The organism is Pseudomonas sp. AD21 (assembly GCF_002878485.1).
GTDB lineage: Bacteria > Pseudomonadota > Gammaproteobacteria > Pseudomonadales > Pseudomonadaceae > Aquipseudomonas.
The window spans coordinates 1-22,639 of the sequence record NZ_NQYG01000056.1 but is presented as its reverse complement, the minus strand read 5'-3'; the positions used below and the strand labels follow the sequence as shown (position 1 = coordinate 22,639).

Annotated in this window: 10 protein-coding genes and 1 pseudogene; 8 read left to right on the top strand and 3 right to left on the bottom strand. The window is 62.4% G+C overall.

Annotation, left to right across the window (positions count from 1 at the left end):
* The first annotated feature begins 84 nt into the window (after nt 1–84).
* Nucleotides 85–12,582 (top strand): filamentous haemagglutinin family protein, encoded by a 12,498-nt coding sequence (locus PseAD21_RS23695; protein WP_102358206.1) that lies wholly within the window; start codon nt 85–87, stop codon nt 12,580–12,582.
* A gap of 63 nt (nt 12,583–12,645) precedes the next feature.
* Here the strand turns inward: PseAD21_RS23695 and PseAD21_RS23690 are convergent.
* The 3 genes and pseudogenes from PseAD21_RS23690 to PseAD21_RS23680 all read right to left on the bottom strand — a co-directional run bounded on the left by PseAD21_RS23690 (nt 12,646) and on the right by PseAD21_RS23680 (nt 14,312).
* Nucleotides 12,646–12,914 (bottom strand): annotated as a pseudogene (locus PseAD21_RS23690) (type II toxin-antitoxin system RelE/ParE family toxin).
* Nucleotides 12,904–13,095, bottom strand: a complete 192-nt coding sequence (locus PseAD21_RS23685) for an antitoxin (RefSeq protein ID WP_102358204.1) — start codon at nt 13,093–13,095, stop codon at nt 12,904–12,906. The pseudogene PseAD21_RS23690 and the gene PseAD21_RS23685 overlap by 11 nt, the downstream one beginning before the upstream one ends.
* A 269-nt stretch (nt 13,096–13,364) precedes the next feature.
* Complete coding sequence (locus PseAD21_RS23680) at nt 13,365–14,312, bottom strand: transporter (protein WP_102358203.1); 948 nt, start codon at nt 14,310–14,312, stop codon at nt 13,365–13,367.
* A 211-nt stretch (nt 14,313–14,523) separates the two neighbouring features.
* Here PseAD21_RS23680 and PseAD21_RS23675 point away from each other — a divergent pair, with 211 nt between their 5' ends.
* The 7 genes from PseAD21_RS23675 to PseAD21_RS23640 all read left to right on the top strand — a co-directional run bounded on the left by PseAD21_RS23675 (nt 14,524) and on the right by PseAD21_RS23640 (nt 22,467).
* A complete protein-coding gene (locus PseAD21_RS23675) occupies nt 14,524–15,621 on the top strand; it encodes an AraC family transcriptional regulator (protein WP_102358201.1) in 1,098 nt (365 codons plus the stop codon).
* Nucleotides 15,622–15,792: 171 nt separating this feature from the next.
* Complete coding sequence (locus PseAD21_RS23670) at nt 15,793–16,680, top strand: Dyp-type peroxidase (protein WP_102358200.1); 888 nt, start codon at nt 15,793–15,795, stop codon at nt 16,678–16,680.
* A gap of 29 nt (nt 16,681–16,709) precedes the next feature.
* Nucleotides 16,710–17,678, top strand: a complete 969-nt coding sequence (locus PseAD21_RS23665) for a Gfo/Idh/MocA family protein (protein ID WP_102358198.1) — start codon at nt 16,710–16,712, stop codon at nt 17,676–17,678.
* 333 nt (nt 17,679–18,011) lie between these two features.
* Nucleotides 18,012–18,764, top strand: a complete 753-nt coding sequence (locus tag PseAD21_RS23660) for a GntR family transcriptional regulator (protein ID WP_102358197.1) — start codon at nt 18,012–18,014, stop codon at nt 18,762–18,764.
* Nucleotides 18,761–20,491, top strand: a complete 1,731-nt coding sequence (locus tag PseAD21_RS23655) for a fumarate reductase/succinate dehydrogenase flavoprotein subunit (protein WP_102358195.1) — start codon at nt 18,761–18,763, stop codon at nt 20,489–20,491. Before PseAD21_RS23660 ends, PseAD21_RS23655 begins: the two co-directional genes overlap by 4 nt.
* A gap of 27 nt (nt 20,492–20,518) precedes the next feature.
* Entirely contained in the window at nt 20,519–20,764 is a 246-nt protein-coding gene (locus tag PseAD21_RS23650; RefSeq protein WP_003225615.1) for a ferredoxin family protein, read from the top strand.
* A gap of 299 nt (nt 20,765–21,063) precedes the next feature.
* Nucleotides 21,064–22,467, top strand: coding sequence for an ABC transporter substrate-binding protein (locus tag PseAD21_RS23640; protein ID WP_102358192.1), 1,404 nt, complete (start codon nt 21,064–21,066; stop codon nt 22,465–22,467).
* Nucleotides 22,468–22,639 lie beyond the last annotated feature (172 nt).

Below are 22,639 nucleotides of genomic sequence, written 5' to 3'. Positions count from 1 at the left end.
CGTTCGGTCGTGCCCTGCGCCAACCGCCTATGTCCTAACAGCAGGTGGTTGCCGACCTGCGGCAATCAAAAGGATCTCGTAGTGATGCTTGCTCGCCCATCCCGTCGTCGTACCCACGTCCAGTCCTTCAAGCGTGATGCCGTGGACCCGGCCATGTGGCTGCTCAAGCCGTTGGCCCAGGCGGTGGCGTTGTGTCTGGTGGCGGGCAGTGCGCACGCGCAAACCGCGTTCAGTTCGGGCTGGTTTGCCGCCAAGGGCGCCGCACAACAGGCTGCCGCGGCAAGGCCGAGTACGGGCGGGTTGCCGGGCATGACGCCGCCATTGGCGCAACAGCAGAAAGCCAATCAGCAACTGCAACGCTCGATTCAGACGTTGAACAACACCGTGGCCGCGATTGCTGCGCAACAGGCGGCGCAGGCTGCCGGGCGGGCGTCAGCGTTGGGCACCGTGCAGTTTGTGCCGGACGGTCTGGGCGAGGGCGGCCTGAAGGTCGATAACAGCCTGGCGCAGGGCTGGCAGCACGCCAAAGGCCCGCAGCAGACCCAGATCGATGGCAAGACCACGGTGAAGATCGAGCAGACCGCCGACAAGGCGATTCTCAACTGGGAAACCTTCAACGTTGGCCGCAACACCACGGTCGAATTCGCCCAGCAATCCAACTGGGCCGTGCTCAACCGGGTCAATGATCCGAATGCGCGCGCCAGTCAGATTCAGGGCCAGATCAAGGGCGACGGCACGGTGATGCTGATCAACCGCAACGGCATCGTGTTCAGCGGCACCAGCCAGGTCAATGTGCGCAATCTGGTCGCGGCGGCCGCCAACATCACCGACATTCAGTTCCGCGATCGTGGCCTGTACTTCGACAGCACCGGCAGCCAACCGACGTTCACCGACGCCGCCGGCAAGGTGCTGGTGGAGCGCGGCGCCTCGATTGCAACGCACAAGCCGGCAACCTCCACCGACGCCGGGGGTTATGCCTTGCTGCTCGGCAACGAGGTGCAGAACGACGGCAGTATCAACACCGCCAAGGGCCAGACTGTGCTCGGCGCCGGTGATCGTTTCTATATCCGCAAAGGTTCGGGCACCGAGGGCAACGGCTTCTCCACGACGTTCGGCAGCGAAGTCATTCCCGGCTTCAAGGCGGGTAGCGGTGCCGGCAAGGTGAGCAACAGCGGTTTGATTCAGGCCGCCACCGGCGACATCACGCTGACCGGTCATGATGTGCAGCAGAACGGGGTACTGCTGAGCAGCACTTCGGTGGCCACACGCGGCACGATTCACATATTGAACCCGGCCACAGACACCAGTGGCAGCGTTACGTTGAGCCAGGGCAGCGCCACGGCAATCATGCTCGACAGTAGCGATCTGACGGCGCTCGACAGTCAGCACAAAGCCGCGCTGACCGGTGTGAATGCCAACAACAAGGTGCGCGGCGACCAGTCGCGAGTCGAGATTCAGAGCGGCGGCAGCGTCGAATTCCAGAGCGGTTCGATCACCCTCGCCACCGGCGGCCAGGTCGCGGTGACGGCGGGGCGGCGCAGTCTGGTACGCGACGGCGCGATGATCGATGTCTCGGGGGCCATCGGCGTCAAGGTCGCGATGGAATCCAACAACATCAAGATCAACGTGCAAGGCAACGAGCAGCGCGATGCGTCGGTCAACCGCGACAAAGGCGCGCTCAACAGCAATGACGTCTGGGTTGATGTGCGTGATTTGGTGTATGTGCCGGCCGGCACCCATGGCTATGCCACGGATCGCTGGTACACCGCCGGTGGTTTGCTGGAAGTCGGCGGCTATCTCGGCACCCAGGGCCACAGCGTCGGCGAGTGGATGGCGCAGGGCGGGAGGGTCAGTTTTGCCGGGAACGATGTCGTCACCGAGAAAGGCTCGTTGATCAACCTGTCCGGCGGCACGCTGGATGTACAAAGCGGCGAGATTCGACAGAGCTGGCTGCGCGGCGCCGATGGTTATCTTTATGAAGTTTCAAGAGCGCCGGGCGACATGCTCTACACCGGCTTGTACAAGGGCTATGAGGACAGCAGCGAGCGTTGGGGCCAGACGAATTATTACTACACCCCGCTGATCGCCCCGAGCACACGTGTCGAGTCGGGCTACACCGTGGGCCGCGATGCCGGGCAACTGGTGATCGCGACCAGCAACGCGGTGCTCAACGGGCAGATGCTGGGCGAAGCGTATCAGGGGGAGCGTCAGACCCAGACGCCACGTGCAGCGGTGGACGGTTATGAGCAGAGCCAGACTGCAGTAGCACGGCGCGCGCAACTGATCGTCGGCAGTTATGACCCGGCCTATGTCGCCTCGGCGGGCGGCTTGTTGTATGGCCTCAACCCGACATTTGATCAGGTGCGGATTGGCGGCGAGAAACCGCTTGATGGCAATGATCAGAGCCTGCTCGCGGCCGTCTCCGAAGCGCGCAAGGGCAAGCTGTTTCTCGATGCCGGTCAGCTCAACGGATTCACGTTGGGCGCGTTGAAAGTAGCGGCCAGTAATGTGATCAGCGTAAACGAGGCGCTCAAGGTCGATACCGGGGGCGACATCACGCTTTACGGGCCGGAGGTGCAGGTCAATGCCGATCTCACGGTCCGCGGCGGCAGTGTGCGTTTGGGCAATGTGCTCAATCAGTTGCAGGTCAACAAGGTCACCGACAGCAGAATTCCGGCCGCGACGGGGCACGCCAACCGCGTCACCGTGGCGCAAGGTGTGCAACTGGATACCCGTGGCCTGTGGAGCAATCTGGGCACCAACCCGGACGACAGCAAGGCGCTTGCCTATTTGAACGGCGGCCTGATTTCGATCCGCAGCAGCGGCGATATCGACGTCCAGGCCGGGAGCGTGCTGGATGTTTCTTCGGGTGCGGCAGTGCTGGCGAGCGGCAAGACCCGCGGCGGCAAGGGCGGCAGCTTAACGCTGGAGTCCAGCGCCATCACCGCGACAGGCAATTCGCAGCTCATTCTGGACGGCGATGTGCGGGGTTACGGTGTCACCGGCGGTGGCACGCTGTCGGTCCAGGCCAACAAGGTACTGATCGGCGCGACCGATGAGGGGCTGGCCGAGCGTACTTTGCAACTGGCACCGAACCTGTTCAGCAAGGGCTTCTCGGCGTACAGCATCACCGGCCTGAACGGCCTGGAGGTGGCTGACAACAGCGTGATCGACGTCACCATGCCGGTTTATCGATTCGCTGAAGCCGCGCCGAGTCAGGCCAGTGGCGCCGATCCGCAGGCTGCGCTGCAGGTGTGGACACCAACGCTGTTTCAGGAAAACCCGACCAAGGCGGTGTTGACCCAACGTGGCGGCGCCAGCCTGTCGTTGCAGGCCGGCTCGAGCAGTGCCGGCCTGATCGATCCGCTCAACACGGCGCTGACGCTCGGGGCGGGTTCACGCATCAGTGTCGACCCGGGGCAGCGAATCGGCCTGCGCGGGCCGGGTCAAATCACGCTGAACGGCAAGCTGAACGCCTGGGGCGGCACTATCGATATTCGCCAGCAGCAGTTCGGTTCGAGCGATCCTGCCGAGAACGTGCAGGAGGCTGCCAACCAGGCGCACAACCGTTCGATCTGGATCGGCGAACACGCCGTGCTGGATGTGGCCGCTCGCGCGACCACCGCCGTCGATGCGCTGGGCCGGGTCTACGGCCAGGTCGGCAAGGGCGGCAGTATTGTCATTGGCGGTGAAATCGACGCGAAGAAGGCCACCGCCACGTCTGCCGACGCTTATGTGATCGTGCGCCACGGCGCGCGTCTTGATGCGTCCGGTGCTCAAGCCGTGCTGGATATCGCCGGGCAGGGGCCGACCACGGTTGCCACTGACGGCGGGAAGATTTCCCTGAGTGCCTACAACGGCCTGTTTATTGAGGGCAGTCTGCAGGCGGCTGCCGGAGGTGCAGGGGCGGCCGGTGGTCGACTGGACATCGCCCTGGAAACGCCGATCTACAACCCGACGCTGGCCAGCAATGATGTGCGCTTGCCCAGAGAACTGATCATTGGCCAGGGGCAGGGCGAATCGCGCTTGCCAACTGACCTTGAGCCGGGTGATTCGAATCAACAGTTGGTCTACGGCCGCACACGGCTGAGTGCCGACACCTTGATGAGCGGTGGTTTCGATCATCTGGGCCTGTTGAGCAATGGTCTGATTTCATTCGACGGCGATGTCGACCTGCATCTGAATCAGAGCTTGAGCCTGTATGCCGGTGCCGTGTCACTGGCTGCGGACGCCAAGGACTCTGCGCGAATCCATCTGTCTGCGCCTTACCTGCGGATGCTGGGCACGGGCCTCTACTACAGCTCCAATGCGGTGATACGGCCAAGGGTCATGAACGCGCCGACACCGAACCTGTCGGCGGCGCAGTTCAGTACCACCTCTGACTTGCTGGACATTGGCAACAGCCTGTCATTCGGTACCTTGGGGACGATCGCGCAACTCGACGCACCGGCCCTGCGGGTCGGTCGGCGTGGCTTCGCGCAGGTCTCCCTCGCCAGTTCGGGCGACATGCGTTTTCTCGCATCCGCCATCGGGCCACTTTCCGACCTTTGGGCCGCAGGCGACTTGAACCTCAGTGCGGCACAGATCTATCCGGTGACCGGGGCGAGTGCCAGGGTGCGTGCCGGCTTTCAGCAGGAGGCGGCCCCCTCTGAGGGTACCTTGCGCATTCTCGCCAACGGCGCGGCGCCCAACGCGTTGCCCTATTCGGTGTTCGGCAACCTGACGCTGGCTGCCAGCCGCATCGAACAAGGCGGGGTGTTGCGGGCACCACTGGGTTCGATCACGCTGGGTGAGAACACCCAATCGGTGCTGACCCGAGACGTTCAGTTGTTGCCGGGCAGTCTTACGTCTGTCAGTGCGGCCGGGCTGGTCATGCCCTACGGCGGCACGACCGATGGCATCGACTATCGCTATAACGGCAACTCGGTATCGCTCAAAGGCATCGTGGGGGCTTCGACCTGCGTGACCTTGTTGTCGCAGTACATCGATGTGGCGCAAGGGGCCTTGATCGACCTCTCGGGTGGTGGCGACTTGCGTGGCGCCGGTTTCATCTCCGGCCGTGGCGGCTCTACCGATGCGCGGTTCAATCCGTTGGTGCGCAATGCCAATGACGGCACTTTCAGCCTGCCGGGGCTGGCCAGCAATCCGGTTTACGCCATCGTGCCGGGCAATCAGAGTGTTTATGCGCCGGTGCTTGCCGAGGCGGGCGCGGGCGATCCGCGTATCGGCCAGCAAATCACCATCGGCGCCGGTGTGCCGGGTCTGGCGGCCGGTACGTATACGTTGCTGCCATCGACCTTCGCGCTGTTGCCGGGTGCATTGCGCGTCGAGGTCAGCGGGCAGGCCCTGGCGGGTGCCACCCACGGCGCCTTGCCACTGCGCAACGGCTCATGGGCCGCCAGCGGGCAGATGTCGATTGCCAATACCGGTGTGCGCGACAGTCTTTCCAGCGCGCTGATTCTGACTTCGGCCGATGTTCTGCGGCGTTATTCGCAATACAACGAAACCGGCTTCACCCAGTTCATCAAAAATGACGCCGTGCGCCTGGGTGTGTCACGCGCGCTGGCGCCGATGGATGGCAAGTTGCTGGAGCTGCGTTTCAATAGCGGCGAGGGCCGTGACATTGCCCTGGACTTCAATGGACAGGTGCTGTTCAAACCGAGCGAAGGCGGTGTGGCGGGCACCGCAGTCATTGACTCGGTCGACGGCAACATCGAGGTGCTGGGGGCCGGTCGACAGCGCACGCAGGACTTCAGCGGCATCTCGTTGTACGCCGACAGCCTGAATCGCATGAGTGCCGGGAGGCTGGCCATTGGCGCCATGCCTACGGTGGAATACGGCAGTGGCGGCAATATTGTCGCCTTCGCCGACAACATCAGTTCCGACAACATCGTTTTGCGTGAAGGTGCCGTGCTTTCAGCGCCAGAGGTGGTGCTGCGAAGCCGTAAAACCAACGGTGGCATCACCCTTGAGGCAAACTCGGGAATCAATACGCTGGGACGCGGCGCGGCCCCGTTCGACTCGACTGGCGGTTTTGTCTACAGCCCAGGCCAGGCCAGCCTGCTGCTGGTCTCCAATGGCTGGACCAATGTGCTGGCGCCCGCGAAGGCCGTCGGTCTCGATGGCGCCGGCAGTATCCGCATCGGCGTCTGCGCGCTTGCAGCGTGCACGGCCCCGACGACCCTTTACTCCAGTGGCAGCATCACTGCCGCAACCGACAACCAGTTTGAGTTGAGCGACGCGGTGCGTTTCGGAACGCGGCATCTGTCGTTGGCGGTGGGGGCGATCAATGTTGGCGATACCCAGGTGCTGGCGGGCGCAGAGGGGCGCGTGCCCGTCGGCCTCACGCTGAGCCAGAACGTGCTCGAACGGCTGCTGCAGGGCGACACGCAATTCGGTGCTCCCGCGCTGGAGTCGCTGAATCTGACGGCCCGTGAATCCTTCAATTTTTTCGGCAGTGTGTCGCTCGATACGCTGGACCCGCTGACCGGTCGCAGCAAATTGCAGAACCTGATCCTGACAACACCGGCCATCTATGGTCAGGGTGACGAGCAGGATGTGGCAACCATCCGCACCGCCAACCTGATCTGGAACGGCGCCCCGCAAGAGCCGGGTGCAGTGGTCAAGGGTGGGGCCGGCGCGGGGCGCGGGACGCTGGACATTCAGGCGCAGCGCATCGAGTTGGGTTACGGGCCGAATCCACAACCCAGCGGCCTCGATCAGAACGACCGTCTGGCCTTGGGTTTCGCCAACGTCAACCTGACGGCGAGTGAACGCATCACCGCCAACCACAAGGGCAGTCTTGCGGTGTACCAGGAGCAGGGCGCGTATGACCCGGTCAAGGGTTACGCCTACAGCGGCGGCAACCTGAATTTGCGTACGCCGTTGCTGACCGGTGAAGCCGCATCGGTCACCGTGTTGAAGGCGGGCAACAATCTGCTGCTGTCGGGCGCTGCCGGTGCGGCAAAGGCTGATGCCCTGGGGGCGGAACTGAACCTTGAAGCGGACAATGTCGTGCTCGATGGGCGGATTGCCCTGGCCAGCGGAAAACTGGCAGTCCAGGCCGAGAATGACGTGACCCTGACGGGTAACGCGCAACTGGATCTGGCCGGGCGCACCCTGCCGTTCAACGATGTGAACAAATACAGCTGGGGCGGGGATGTGTCGCTCTTCAGCCACAAAGGCAATATTCGCCAGGCCGCCGGATCGCGAATCGACCTCTCGGCGCAAAACAACCAGGCTGGCAATCTCAGTGCTGTGGCATTGGCGGCGAATGCCGGGGTGGTTGATCTGCAAGGCGCCATCCTCGGTGCGAGCAGCGGCTATTACGATGCCGGCGGCACCTTGGTGCCGTACAAGGCCGGTGGCGTGGACATCCGCGCGCAACAGCTGGGCGCTGACTTGAATCAACAGTTCGCCGCGCTCAACCAGCGTTTGAACGCCGGGCAGGTGTTCGGCAGCCGCAGCTTCCAGTTCAAACAGGGCGATCTGCTGATCGGCGACGGGCTCAAGGCCGGCGAAGTCAACGTGTCGGTGGACAACGGTAGCCTCACCGTTGCAGGCCTTGTCGACGCCAGTGGCGAGCGGGTCGGCAGCATTCGCCTGGCCGGCAAAAACGCTCTGACGCTCGCCGGCAATGCCGTGCTCGATGCCCATGGTCGTGTGCTGCGAATTGATAGTTACGGCAAGATCATTGACGCGCCGAACCGCGCCATGGTCGAGCTCAACTCCGGTGATGGCCTGCTCACGCTGGCCTCCGGTGCACGGATTGATTTGCGCCATGGCACCGCTGCAGTCAACGGCAAACTACCGGGGCAGAATGACGGGCTGCAACGTGGCACGCTGGAGTTGAACGCGCCTCGACTGGGCGTTGGCGATATCGCTATCGATGCCAGCGGTGCTTTGAACATTCAGGGGGCACGCGCCATCGGCCTCAACGGTATGCGCCGTTACACCGATGCCCGTGATGGTGTCGATCCGACTGCCAGTGACCGTCCGTATCAGGTGATCGATCAGGCCATGTTCGATCGCATCGACGGTGATAGCAGCGCGTTCATCGACGCGGCGCTGGTCAATCATGATCTGCTGCAGCGCAAGCTGGCTGGCCTCAACAATGCCTCTTACGCTGACGCTTTCCATCTGCGCCCAGGCGTGGAAATCGCCAGCAGGACGGTCGATGGTGACCTGGTGGTGGAGGGCGATATCGACTTGTCCCGTTACCGCTACGCCAGCCTCAACCCGCATTCGCAAAAGACTGCGGTCTATGGCTCAGGCGAGTCCGGTAGCCTGGTGATGCGTGCCGGCGGCAACCTGGATATCTACGGCAGCCTCAACGACGGTTTCGCACCCCCACCGGAAACGGTCGACGATGCCGGCTGGAAACTGCTGCCGGGTGTACAGCCGTTTGGCGGCGACCTGATTGTGCCCGGCGCGGGTGTGACGCTGGCTGAAGCTACGCTGTTTCCAGCGGGCACCACGCTCAATTACGACTTGCCGATTCAAGCGACCACCCTGGCCAGCGGCACCTTACTGCCAACCGAGGGCGTGCTGGTCAACGACTATCTGATGAATGCTGGCACGGTGTTGTCGGGCGCCATTCATGATGCCTCGGGCACGCTGTTGTACGCCGCCGGCACGTTGCTCAACGACAGCGTGACGTTGCCGGCAGGCAGTCGCCTGGGGGCAGGCATTCGGTTGAACGATGCCACCCGCCTGCAAGCCATGCTCTGGCCCAAAGACGTACCCCTGCCGCGTGCAACCGGCGCCGATAACAACGCCGTGGGCGTGAAATTGAGGGGCACACTGGCGTTGCTGCGCGGTTCGCTGATCCCGTCCATGACCGACGTTGTACTGGCCGACGGCACAGAGTTCATTGAGTTGCGCGGTTACACCAACACCACGCAACAGGGCCGCAACTGGGCCGTGGCGAGCATGCTGGCGCCGGGCAGTTCTTCGTGGTCGATGCGCGTAGTGGCCGGGGCCGACCTTGACGCTGCCGACAGCCGTGCGCTGAAGCCACTGACTGCGGACGGCAACCTGCGTCTGGCCGATACCCATTACGGCCTGAAAGTGACCGAGAAGAAGCTCGACACCAAGTGGGCGCAAGGCAACGCCCTCAACCGTCCGGCCGGCGAGGTCGTAGCGGATGCGGACCTGCATCTTTGCGATGAAAACCCGGGGGCCTGTGTCGCGCCAGCCAAGTTCCTGTGGGCAGAAGGCAACTGGTTGGGCATGGAACCGGGTACACCGATCAGTGAAGAGGACCTGTACTGGTGTGACATTGATCCGGGCGGCTGTATGCCGAACAAGGGCGGCATTGCCGTCACCACCCACTCGCAAATGTTCAGCGTGCTGCGCACCGGTACCGGTGATCTCGATCTGTTGGCGGCCGGGAATCTGAGCATGCAGTCACCTTTCGGCGTGTACACGGCCGGCACTCAGTCCAGCGATATTGATCCGCGCCATAACCAGTCTCGTGGACGTCTGAGCGACGATGGCTCGGTGCTTGGCAGCAAAGGCGCCGACTATGAAAAATGGGTCAATGGCGGGACTGAAAGCCTTTATCAGGCCTGGTACCCGACGCTGGGCGGCAACCTGACGCTCAGTGCCGGCGGCTCGGTATCAGGCGATACGGTCGGACGGCGAGGGTTGAGCAATTCCGCCGTCTATCGAGAGCAGGTTGCCAGTGCGTCGGTGGGCAACTGGCTCTGGCGTCAGGGCACGGGTAACAGCGATGTACCGACGGCGTGGTGGATCAACTTCGGCAGTTATGCCACCCAGCCGTTGCCGGATCAAAGCGTCGACAACGGACCTTATCTGGTGGGTTTCACCGGTTTCGGCACCTTGGGCGGCGGCAACGTCAACCTGCGTGCCGGTAGCGATGCGGGCATGCTCAAGCCTTTGGGCGACCGCCAGAACAATCCACGCAGCCAGGGCCTGATCGTGGCAGTGGGCAGCACCGGCCGCGTCGGCAGTGACGGCAGCCTGCAACTGACCGGTGGTGGCGACATGGACATCCGCATCGGCGGTACGCTCAATCCGTCATTGCTGGCGCGCGCCGGGGACAGCGGCGTCGCAGCACCGCGCCACGATTTGCAGGGTACCTTGGTCAATCTGCGCGGCGCGGCGCAATTGTCAGGTGGCGCGCTGGGTGCAATCAATCTGCAGTACGGTGCGGCGGCTGCCTTTCAGGATCCGCGTGAAACCCGCGCCTTTGACCCGTTTACCTCGACGCTGGGCAGTGCTTCCGGTGGTCTGGTGTTGATTCCCGGCGACTCGGGCATGCGCCTGAGTACCCGCGGCGATCTGGTGCTGGGCGGCGCGGCCGATCCAGGCCGGGTACGGTTGCAGAATTCCTCGGCGTTTACCGATGCCGAGGGCGTCCTTCACGCCGGCGGCGGCTTGACGGGCTTCTCCTTGTGGACGGATCACACCGCCATTGATCTGTTCTCGGCGGGGGGGAATCTGACGCCAAGTACGCAGTTGGCCGAGACCAACACGCAGGGGCCGGTGCCAGGCCTCAATTCCTCGCCGACCGACGGGCGATTTGTCTATCCGTCGGTGTTGCGTGCGGTTGCCGCTCAAGGCTCAATCTATGCCGGTCTGTCGGCGGCTTACAAAGACCCAGGCGATGCTGCCGCCCCCACGTACTCGCTGTTGTTGGCGCCGTCCAGCGCCGGGCAACTGGAAATGCTCGCCGGCGATTCGATCTATGCCGGCGGTTACGCGATCAACCAGTCCGGCGCCAACCTGTCGAGTATCGCCACGCCGTTCGCGCCAGCGTTCACCGGTTATGCGCAATACAACGCCAGCAGACCGCTGAAGAGCAATTACAGCGACGATGGCGTGGCACCGGCGGTGAACTCGCGTTATCCATTGTTCGCTTTCGGCGCAGACACTTATTCGGGAACCAGCGGTGTGCAGGCGCCGGCACGTTTTTACGCCTTGAGCGGTGATCTGGTGGGCGTTCGTAGCGGCGAAACCCTGTACTTCGAAACCTCGCTGCGCACCTGGTATGAAGCCGCGGCGCCGGTCTGGATGCTGGCAGGGCGCGACATTGTGGCGTCTGGCTCCAATCTGGGCCAGTCGACCAGGGCGCCGCAGCCAATGGGCTGGAATAACGAGGCGATCAGCTCTTCAGGCAATCTCTTCATTCACAACGACCCACGCGATGTCTCGCGGGTTTCGGCCGGTCGCGACATCCTTTACAGCAGCTTCGACATCGCCGGCCCCGGCCTGCTGGACATCAATGCCGGGCGCAACATTCTGCTGGAGGACCGTGCCGGTATCACCAGCCTCGGGTCGATCGTGGCCGGGGACAGGCAACCAGGTGCCAGTGTGGTGCTGCAAGCGGGAGCGGGCGCGCAAGGCCCGGATTACTCGCGATTCATCGCGCGGTATCTGAGCCCGCAGAACCTTGCCAGGCCTGACGCGGCGCTCAGTGATCAACCGGGCAAAGTGGTCAAGACCTACCTCGACGAATTGCAGAGTTGGCTGACCCTGGGTTATGGCTTCAGTGGCAGTGCAGAGCAGGCGCAAGCTTTTTTCGCTGCGCTGCCCAATACCGAGCAAGCCGTTTTTGCCCGGCAGGTGTACTTCGCCGAACTGCGCGCCGGGGGCCTGGAATACAACGATGCCGACGGCCCGCGCAAAGGCAGTTACCTGCGCGGTCGCAACGTCATTGCGGCGCTGTTCCCGACCACCGACGTGGCGGGCAATGCGATCCGCTACGACGGCGACATCACCCTGTACGGCGGCGCCGGGGTCAAGACCCTGTTCGGCGGCGACATCCAGATGCTCACCCCGGGCGGCGGTCAGGTGTTCGGCATCGAAGGTGCGGCGCCGCCGTCCACAGCGGGGATCATCACCCAGGGCTCGGGCAACATTCAGCTCTATTCGCAGGGCAGCATTCTGCTCGGGCAGAGCCGGATCATGACCACCTTCGGTGGCTCGATCCTCGGCTGGTCGGCCGAAGGTGACATCAACGCCGGTCGCGGCTCGAAAACCACCGTGGTCTACACCCCGCCAAAACGCGTCTACGACACTTGGGGCAACGTCACGCTGTCGCCATCGGTGCCGAGCACCGGTGCCGGTATCGCCACGCTCAACCCGATTGCCGAAGTGGCACCGGGCGATATCGACCTGATCGCGCCGCTGGGCACCATCGATGCGGGCGAGGCGGGGATTCGTGTGTCGGGCAACGTCAACATTGCCGCGCTGACGGTGGTCAACGCTGCCAACATCGCGGTGCAAGGCAAGACCACTGGCGTGCCAATGGTGGCGGCAGTGAACACCGGGGCGATCACCTCGGCCAGTTCCGCTGCGTCTTCGGCGACCCAGGCCGCTGAGGATGTTGCACGTCAACAACAGGCAGCGGCGCGGCAGAACCAGGCGTCGGTGTTCACCGTGCAGGTGCTGAGTTTCGGCAACGAGCAACTGGCCCCTTCGCGCGATGGCGCCAGCCGTGCGCCGGCCGCCGGGTACAACCCGAACAGCCCGGTGCAAGTGCTGGGGGCGGGGGCGCTGGATGAACAGGCGAAACAGCAGTTGACCGAGGAGGAGCGCGGACAACTGACGCTGTAAAAGACTCTCGTGTAGTACTTTGGGCGGCCGGTGGTCGCCCTTTTTTTAGTGGGATGGAGACCCTTAGGGATACGCATGTCGAGCATGCAGAAGGTTCAGAATCTCGATGCAGTCGGTCACGCGATAAACCACAACGTAGTTGGGATGAACAACGATTTCCCGGGTACCGGCTACCCGACCGAATCTATAAAGGTAGGGATGTCGTGGAAGGGCTGAGGTAGCCGCTTCGATGGCTACGTTCAGTTGACTGGCCGCAAGGCGTTGCGGTCAGCGATGTAATTCAGGGTTTGCCAGAGTTGAGTGCGAGCTTCGGGTCGCCAGTCAACCCGCACTGTTTTTGTTGAGTTTCGATTCGATGAGGGCGCGCATCTCGGCCATCACCTGCTCGTGGGGGATGTTGGGGCGCGGATCATCCATCGAAGCCTGCACCTGGGCCCGGAACCAGCGATCATGGCTGGCGGCCTGCTCTGGGGTTTCGAAGTCTGAAACGATGGGGGAACGTTCGGCGCTCATAATGACCTCCATGATCAATCTGAAGCAGTCTAAGGGGGATGTGGCTCGCTGTCGTCACTGGCAAGACGAAGTGCCCAGTATCCCGAAGCGCTGGCGGGAAAGATGTCAGACGTTTCCGTGGGTCAGGTGGGCGTTTCACCGGATTCCGTAGGCTTCATCACATCTGTGGGAGCGAGCCTGCTCGCGAAGACGTCTGAACATTCAACTAATGTTGACCGACCAATCGTTATTGCGAGCAGGCTCACTCCTACAGGGGGTTGGGGCATATTTCAGAAGGCGTAAGGGATGCTGACCTTGGCCCAGAGCATGTCGCCCTCCGGCCGGTTCTCCACGTCAAACTCCCTGGCCCAGCGAATCTCCGCGCTGGCGTACTTGAGGAAGGTCAGGTGCAGCGCCGGACCAATCGCGAACACCTGGCCGCGTACGCCGTCGTCCACGTCCTGCCCGGCGAACTGCACGGTGTGGCCGTACTGTTTGTCGTCGGTGGTCTGCTTGAGGTAGTAGCCGTTGAGGCCGAGCATCAGGTCGTCGGTGATCTTGTAGCTGGCCGAATAATCGAAGTGGAAGATCTGCCCGGACTTGTAATCGGTGTCTTTGTTCTTCTCGTTGAAGCTGTAGGTGGTCTTCATCGACACTTCGGTCTTGTCGGTGGGCAGCCAGGTGAACGAGAACAGCGGCTTGTAGGTGTAGAAGTTGTTACTGGTGTTGGCCAGCCGATCGACGCTGTATTCGCCAGTGGGTACGGTGACTTCGAGGGCGGCGCCGAGGGTCAGGTTCTTGCCCATGTCCCACAGGATGATCGGCGCAAAAGTGGTATCACCCATGCCTTCGCGGGTATCGCTGAGGCCGTATACCGAGACTTCCTGCTTGAGCCAGGGCTGGGCGATGTAGCCGGCCAGACGTCCGCCGAACACCCGCACCGGGCTCAGGTAATCGAGGCGCGGGATCACCGCAGTGGACTCGATGTCGACATTCGGCACCTTGCCGCCAAACGAACTGATGTTGAGCTTCGTCGCCTTGTAATGGTTGTAGTAGAGGTTGAACGCGACCATGTTCTGCGGAAGGCTGTCGACCTCCAGTGGCAGTATGAAGAAGCCGTCGGTGCCGGTGCCGATGTTGTCGACGCCGGCTTCGGTGGCCAGGGCAGGCAACGTCAGGGTGCAACCCGCCGTGAAAAGGGCGAGCGGCAAGAAGGAGGTCGCACGGTTCGGGCTCATAACTGTCCTCATTATTATTGTGATTGGGACCTGGCACCGGTCGCATGGGGCGCCGGTACGATAGAAATAAGCGTTTGGCGCACATTGAGGCAGGGTATTGGCGGACATCGAGGGGGGCTTCTGCGGACAGCCCGCGTCCCCTGTGCTAACTTCCTTCGACATAACCGGTTACAAAAATAACAATCAAGCGTGATCCGGAATGTCAGCCCCCATGAACGTAAAAGTCCAAGACCCCACCTTCGAACTGGCGCTGGTGTCGCCGTTCCTCCTGCAAACCCTCGCCGAAGTCGTGCAGAACAAGGGCATCGACGCTGAAAGCCTGTGCCGTGGCCTGGGCTTCACGCTCGAGGATCTGCAGGACCCGGCGCAACGGATTTCCTATCGCCAGGCCGTGGCGATGATTCAGCGCGCGCTCAAGGTGCTGCCCAATCAGGGGCTCGGCCTGTGGGTCGGTGCACAGAATGTGTTGGGTACGCTGGGGTTGCTCGGGCATGTGTTGTCGCTGTGCAAGACCTTGCGCGATGCCTTTACGTTGGGGATTCGCCATCAGCACACCTCCGGCGGGATCGTGGTGTCGAGTGTCGACGTGGTGGGCGCACAGGTGCACCTCGATGCCGAGTGCCGCTTGCCGTTCGCCGAGGTGCAGGTGTTCGCGGTCGAGGAGTTTTTCGCCAGTCTGCTGGTGTACGGTCGGGCATTGGCCGGCAGCGAATTCAAGCCGATCGCCGTGGAGTTTGTGCACGCCGCGCCGGACTATCTGAGCGAATACCAGCGCTTGCTCGGGCCGGATGTGCGTTTCGGCTGCCTGCACAACCGCATGCTGATCGACGCGCAGTGGCTGGACGTGAACCTGCCCAATCATCATTCTCTGGCGCTGCGTCAGGCCGTTGCGTTGCTGGAGCTGGAAGCGGCGCAGGTGCACCAGAAACTCGATCTGATTCAGGCGGTGGAGCGGGCGATTGCCCGGGACCTGAGCCGGGGCAGCCATATCGAGAAGATCGCCGGTGACCTGAACATGAGTAGCCGCACCTTGCGCCGCCGCCTGACCGAGCACGCACTGACCTTCGAGGCATTACTGGAACAAGTGCGTCAGGCTCGGACGATGAGTCTGCTGGCCAATCCGGACATGCCGATCGAGCGCATCACCGAAGAGGTCGGCTACAGCGATGTGCGCAGCTTCCGTCGGGCGTTCAAGCGCTGGACGGGGATGAGCCCGAGCGCGTGGCGGTATGACACAAACCCTCACCCCAGCCCTCTCCCAGAGGGAGAGGGGGCCGACCGAGGTGTCTCGCGTCCTACATCGATCTGAAAGATTTTTGTCGATTATGGATTCGGTACATCATTTTCAAGTCGGCGTATCTCTACAGCTTCCCCCATTCAGTTCCCTCTCCCTCTGGGAGAGGGGCTTTTAGCATTCTCCAAACCCACACAAACCTTCCGGCTACAGGTAAACTCCCGCGCACTTTCCCAAGGAGTTCACATGAGTTACTACCAGCCGGGCATTCTCGCCACCCCCGTTCCTGCGCAAGCACGTCACCTGTTTTTCACCCTGGAGTCGGTAGAAGCACTGCCGCAGGCGATCGACAACCTGCTGAGCCTGGTGGACGGCAAGTCGGCGGTGGTCGGTTTCGGTGAATCCCTGGCCAAGGCCCTCAACGTGCAGATCGACGGCCTGCGCAGCTTCCCGGCCATGACCGGCGTCGGCGTGGAAAACCCCTCGACCCAGCACGCACTGTGGGTCTGGCTGCACGGTGTCGACCGTGGTGATCTGCTCAACCGCTGCAACGCCTTCGAAGCTGCGCTGGCCCCGGCCCTGCGCCTGGTGCAGGCTCAGGAAGCCTTCCGTCACAAGGACGGCCACGACCTGACCGGCTACGAAGACGGCACTGAAAACCCGCACGACGAAGCCGCCATTGCCGCTGCGTTGTTGGGTGAGGGCGCCGAAGGTCTGGTCGGCGGCAGCTTTGCCGCGATTCAGCAGTGGCAGCACGATCTCAAGGGTTTCCATAAGCTGTCCGCCGACGACAAGGACAACATCATGGGCCGTCGCCTGAGCGACAACGAAGAGATCGACGACGCGCCAGTCTCCGCCCACGTCAAACGCACCGCCCAGGAAAGCTTCGCCCCCGAAGCGTTCGTCGTGCGTCGTTCGATGCCGTGGATCGAAGGCGACCGCGCCGGCCTGATGTTCCTCGCCTTCGGTTTCTCGCTGGATGCTTTCGAAGCGCAACTGCGCCGCATGAGCGGTCTGGAAGACGGCATCACCGATGGCCTGTACCGCATCAGCCGGCCGATCACCGGCGGCTACTACTGGTGTCCGCCGCTCAAGGACGGCCACCTCGACCTGCGCGCCCTGCGCATCGGCTGAGGTTTATCAAACAAACGGAGGGGATGACCATGGGCGTGGTGCGTTGGGGCATGATTGGTTGCGGCAGCGTTGCCGAGCGCAAGAGCGGGCCGGCCTTCTACAAGGCGCCCGGCTCGGCGCTGGTGGCGGTGATGGGCCGGCGGCTCGAAGCGGTGAGCGATTACGCCACGCGCCATGGCATCGCCCGGGTCTACACCGACGTCGATGCATTGATCAACGACCCCGAGGTGGACGCGGTGTACATCGCCACGCCCCCCGACAGTCACCACACCTACAGCCTGAAGGTCGCTGCCGCCGGCAAGCATTGCTGTGTCGAGAAACCGATGGCGCTCAACGCCGGGCAAAGCCGCGAGATGCAGCAGGCGTTCGCCGATGCTGGTCTGCACTTGTTCGTCTCCTACTACCGCCGCTCGTTGCCGCGCTTTCAACAAGTGCGGCAATGGCTGGCGCTGGGCCGTATCGGTGAGGTGCGGCACCTGAGCTGGACGCTGACCAAGGCCCCCTCGGCAACGGATCTGGACGGCAGCGCCAATTGGCGCACCGACCCGCACGTAGCCGGCGGCGGTTACTTCGCCGATCTGGCCAGCCACGGTTTTGACCTGTTCCAGTACCTGCTCGGCGACATCGTTGAAGTCGTCGGTTTCACTGCGCGGCAGGCCGGTCTGTACGCCGCCGAGGATGCGGTCAGCGCCAGTTGGCGGTTTGGCTCTGGAGCGCTGGGCATGGGCTGCTGGAGCTTTGTTGCGGATCGGCGCGAGGATCGGGTCGAGATCATTGGCAGCCTCGGACGGATCAGTTTTTCCGTATTCGATGAACACCCGGTCGAGTTGCATGCCAACGAGCACATCAGCCTGAAAATCCCGCATCACGAACACATCCAGTGGCATCACGTGCTGGGCATGAATGCGCATATTCGGGGTGATTCGCAGCATCCGGCGCTGGCTGAGCAAGCCCTCAAAACCGACTGGGTCATGGACCAGATTCTCAAACGCCACTGATCCCCCAAGACCACAACACCATCTCCTAGTGGGAGGGGGCTTGCTCCCGAAGGGGCCGGCATTGCTGGCATTTCCATCGCCTGACACGCCGCCTTCGGGAGCAAGCCCCCTCCCACAGAGGATCTGTATTCCAGGCAGTTGCTGCACATTGCTGCAAGGTAACAAGACACACAGTGGACCTCTGATACACCATAAAACCCATGTGGGAGTGGGCTTGCTCCCAGGGAGATCGCATGTGTCATGTGTCTAAGGTTATGCCCAAACAATATTTCTCAAGCTCGTCATAACGTCTCTAAGATCACGTCATAACTCGTTATAACAAGTGATCCCGTGATGACCGATAACGTTCTCTCCCTGAGCAGTGTTCCATTGCACACCCAACTGCGCGACGTCCTGCGCGCCCGCATTCTCGACGGCGAATACCCGCAAGACAGCCAGATGCCCTCCGAAAGCGAACTCGGCGCGCTGTTCAAAGTCAGCCGCATCACCGTGCGCCAGGCACTGGGCGATCTGCAGAAAGAAGGCTTGATCTTCAAGATCCACGGCAAGGGCACCTTCGTCGCCAAGCCGAAAACCTTCCAGAACGTCAGCAGCCTGCAAGGCCTCGCCGAGTCCATGACCGGGCGGGGCTACGAGGTAATCAACCGCCTGCGCAGCTTCAAATTCATCCCCGCCGACAAACGTGTGGCCGAGCGCCTGCAAGTGGCTGAAGGCGAGACCGTGGCGCAGATCAAGCGCGTACGGCTGATCAACCGCGAGCCGATTTCGCTGGAAATCACCTACCTGCCCAAAGCCATCGGCGAGCGGCTGGAGAAGGCCGATCTGGTCACCCGCGACATTTTCCTGATCCTGGAAAACGACTGCGGCATCGCCCTCGGCCACGCGGATCTGGCGATCGATGCGGTACTCGCCGACAGCGACCTGACCCAGGCGCTGAACGTCGAGGCCGGCTCGCCGATCATGCGCATCGAACGCCTGACCCACGACGCCAACGGCCAGCCACTGGACTTCGAACACCTTTACTACCGTGGCGATGCGTTCCAGTACCGCCTGCGGATCGACCGGCAAAAAGGGGAGCAGGCATGACGCGCAGCACGTTGGAACAGGAATACGACATCGTCGTGATCGGCGGCGGCACGGCCGGCCCGATGGCGGCGATCAAGGCCAAAGAGCAGAACCGCGACTTGCGCGTGCTGCTGGTGGACAAGGCCAACGTCAAGCGCAGTGGCGCGATCAGCATGGGCATGGACGGCCTGAACAACGCGATCATCCCCGGGCATTCGACGCCTGAGCAGTACACCAAGGAAATCACCATCGCCAACGACGGCATCGTCAATCAAGCGGCCGTCTACGCCTATGCGACGCACAGTTTCGAAACCATCGAACAACTGGACCGCTGGGGTGTGAAGTTCGAGAAGGACGAAACCGGTGATTACGCTGTGAAAAAGGTCCACCACATGGGCGCCTACGTGCTGCCGATGCCGGAAGGGCACGACATCAAGAAGGTGCTTTACCGTCAGTTGAAACGTGCGCGGGTGAGCATCACCAATCGGCTTGTCTGCAGCCGTTTGCTGACCGACGAGGAGGGCGCCGTCAACGGTGTGATGGGCTTCGATTGCCGCACCGCTGATTTCCACGTGATCAAGGCCAAGGCGGTGATCCTGGCCTGTGGCGCGGCCGGTCGCCTGGGTCTGCCGTCCTCCGGCTACCTGATGGGCACCTACGAAAACCCGACCAATGCCGGCGACGGCTACGCGATGGCGTATCACGCCGGGGCCGAGCTGGCGAACCTCGAATGCTTCCAGATCAACCCGTTGATCAAGGATTACAACGGCCCTGCCTGCGCCTACGTCACCGGTCCGTTGGGCGGCTACACCGCCAACAACAAGGGCGAACGCTTCATCGAGTGCGATTACTGGAGCGGGCAGATGATGTGGGAGTTCCATCAGGAACTGGAAAGCGGCAACGGCCCGGTGTTCCTCAAACTTGATCACCTGGCCGAGGAAACCATCCAGAACATCGAGGAGATTCTGCACAGCAACGAACGCCCGAGTCGCGGCCAGTTCCACGCCAATCGTGGCACCGATTACCGCACGCAGATGGTCGAGATGCACATCTCGGAGATCGGTTTTTGCAGCGGCCACTCGGCGTCCGGGGTGTGGGTCAACGAGCGTGCCGAGACGTCGGTGAAAGGCTTGTACTCGGCGGGCGACATGGCTGCGGTGCCGCATAACTACATGCTCGGCGCGTTCACCTACGGCTGGTTTGCCGGGCACAACGCGGCGGAATTTGTCGCCGGGCGCGAGTTTTCCGCGCTCGACGCGGGGCAGATCGAAAAGGAAAAGGCCCGGGTCTACGCACCGCTGGACCGCAAACACGGCCTGCCGCCAGCGCAGGTCGAGTACAAGCTGCGGCGCTTCGTCAACGACTACCTGCAGCCGCCAAAAGTGACCAAAAAAATGCAGATCGGCCTGCAGCGCTTCAGCGACATCGAGCGCGACCTTGAGCAGATGAAAGCCAGCAACGCCCACGAACTGATGCGTGCGATGGAAACCAGCGTGATCCGCGACTGCGCCGAAATGGCCGCACGTGCCTCGCTGTTCCGTGCCGAAAGCCGCTGGGGCTTGTACCACTACCGGGTCGATCACCCGCAGCGCAACGACAGCGAATGGTTCTGCCACTGCCATCTGAAGAAGGGTGAAGACGGCCAGATGACCAGTTTCAAGAAACCCGTCGAGCCTTACATCATCCCGCTCGATGCTGAAGAAATGCAGGCTTACGACCGCTTGCGGGTGGGCGCTTTCGCCGCTTGATACATCAATCATCAGAGAGCCCGAACCATGGCCTATCAAGCCCAGGAAATTTTCTTCCGCTCCAACGCCCCGGTCACCGTGGACGAGGACAAATGCATCGCCGAAAAGGGCTGCACCGTGTGTGTCGACGTCTGCCCGATGGACTTGCTGGCGATTAATCCGGCGACTCAGAAGGCTTATATGGCGTTCGACGAATGCTGGTACTGCATGCCGTGCGAGAAGGATTGCCCGACCGGTGCCGTCAAGGTCGACATCCCCTATCTCCTGCGTTGATACCCGGACCACTGTGGGAGCGAGCCTGCTCGCGAATGCGGTGGGTCATTGCGCAATGATGTCGACTGATACTCCGCTTTCGCGAGCAAGCTCGCTCCCACAGTGGATCGAGTTACTGCACAAATTGAATACGCCAGAAATCCTGTGGGAGCGAGCTTGCTCGCGAAGAGGCCACCCCAGACAACCCAAAGCCATCCGGAAACCCCGGACGCTGGATTCACCGAAAACCCCTCGTTTCCCACCGTGCCCTGATCGCGGCGGAGACGAACATCCAATAAATGATTCGAGGGGAAACAACCATGTTACGTGCAGCAATCGCCGGTCTGGTACTGGCTTCATTGACCTTGTCGGCCTCGGCCGAAACCATCCGCATCGCCATCGGCACCCAGGACACCACCATCAACTGCGCCGCTGGCGGGCTGTTGATTCGTGAACTCGGTCTGCTCGACAAATACCTGCCCCACGATGGCGCCTACAAAGACGCGAAATACGACGTGCAGTGGAAAAACTTCACCAGTGGCGCGCCGCTGACCAACGAAATGGTCGCCGGCAAACTCGACTTTGGCGCCATGGCCGATTTCCCCGGGGCGTTCAACGGTGTCGCGTTCGAGACTGCCGGCAAGCACAGCCTGTTTATCAGCGTGCTGTCGGGCAGCATCAAGGGCAGCGGCAACGGCATCGTCGTGCCGAGCGCGTCGGGCGTACAGTCGCTGAGCGAGCTCAAGGGCAAGACCATCTCGGTGCCATTCGCTTCGACGGCCCACGGCATGTTGCTGCGTGCCGTGGCCGAGCAGGGCTGGGACCCGCTCAAGGATGTGAACATCATCGCCCAGCCGCCGGAGGTTGCCGGCTCGGCGTTGCAGGCCGGCAAGATCGACGCCCACGCCGATTTCGTGCCGTTCGCCGAGCTGTTCCCGAGCCGTGGCTTCGCCCGCAAGATCTACGATGGCGCCCAGGCCAACGCGCCGACCTTCCACGGCGCACTGGTCGATCAGGCCTACGCGAAACAGTACCCGGAAATCGTCGTCGCCTATCTACGGGCGAGCATCGAGGCCAATCAGTTACTGGCCGCCGAGCCTGAGAAGTACAGCGAGTTGATCGCCAAAGTCACCGGCGTCGATGCCGAGGTCAATTACCTGTTCCACGGCCCGCTCGGCGTGCAGACCCGCGACCTGAGCTGGAAGCCGGAATACCGCCAGGCGGTGGGCACCGCGATCGACACCCTGAAGTTGCTGAAGAAGGCTGATCGCGGCCTCGACCTGAATACCTTCATCGACGATCAGTACATCCGCGCCGCCTTCAAGGCCTCGAATCTGGACTACACCGCGCAACTCGCCAACTACGCGCAGACCCCACTGAAGGCCACGGATGCCGCGACTGGCAAAGCCATCACTGACTTCAGCCACGTCGCCGAAATCTGGGTGCGCGGCGAAGACAAGGTGCGCCAATACGCCTCCGCCGAATCGGCCTTCACCGCGCTCGCCGCGCTGAAGCAGGAAGGCAAAAACATCCGCGCGGTGTATGCGCAGGCCAGTGACAGCGGGATCAAGCTGCTCGCCGATCAGGCGTGGTTTGCCAGCGATGCAAAAGGGCGCCTGAGTGCCTTCCTGCTCAAGGGCCAGGCCCAGCAATTTGCCTCGACACAGGGTGGCAAGGTTTTCGATTTCACTGATGCCACTGCCCAAGCCGTCGCTGCCCGCTAATTGAAGATCAAAAGCCCCTCACCCTAGCCCTCTCCCAGAGGGAGAGGGGACTGACCGCGGTGTTTGGACTAGCTACGCCGACCTGAAATACCGAGCCGAACGCAGGTTCTGAAAAGCACGAATATCGGCTCCCTTTCCCCCTCGCCCCCTTGGGGGAGAGGGCTGGGGTGAG

Bases quoted from the DNA above. Each gene is read 5' to 3' on its own strand.
- PseAD21_RS23695 (WP_102358206.1), top strand. From the start codon at position 85: ATGCTTGCTCGCCCATCCCGTCGTCGTACCCACGTCCAGTCCTTCAAG.
- PseAD21_RS23685 (WP_102358204.1), bottom strand. From the start codon at position 13,095: ATGAGCGCCGAACGTTCCCCCATCGTTTCAGACTTCGAAACCCCAGAG.
- PseAD21_RS23680 (WP_102358203.1), bottom strand. From the start codon at position 14,312: ATGAGCCCGAACCGTGCGACCTCCTTCTTGCCGCTCGCCCTTTTCACG.
- PseAD21_RS23675 (WP_102358201.1), top strand. From the start codon at position 14,524: ATGAACGTAAAAGTCCAAGACCCCACCTTCGAACTGGCGCTGGTGTCG.
- PseAD21_RS23670 (WP_102358200.1), top strand. From the start codon at position 15,793: ATGAGTTACTACCAGCCGGGCATTCTCGCCACCCCCGTTCCTGCGCAA.
- PseAD21_RS23665 (WP_102358198.1), top strand. From the start codon at position 16,710: ATGGGCGTGGTGCGTTGGGGCATGATTGGTTGCGGCAGCGTTGCCGAG.
- PseAD21_RS23660 (WP_102358197.1), top strand. From the start codon at position 18,012: ATGACCGATAACGTTCTCTCCCTGAGCAGTGTTCCATTGCACACCCAA.
- PseAD21_RS23655 (WP_102358195.1), top strand. From the start codon at position 18,761: ATGACGCGCAGCACGTTGGAACAGGAATACGACATCGTCGTGATCGGC.
- PseAD21_RS23650 (WP_003225615.1), top strand. From the start codon at position 20,519: ATGGCCTATCAAGCCCAGGAAATTTTCTTCCGCTCCAACGCCCCGGTC.
- PseAD21_RS23640 (WP_102358192.1), top strand. From the start codon at position 21,064: ATGTTACGTGCAGCAATCGCCGGTCTGGTACTGGCTTCATTGACCTTG.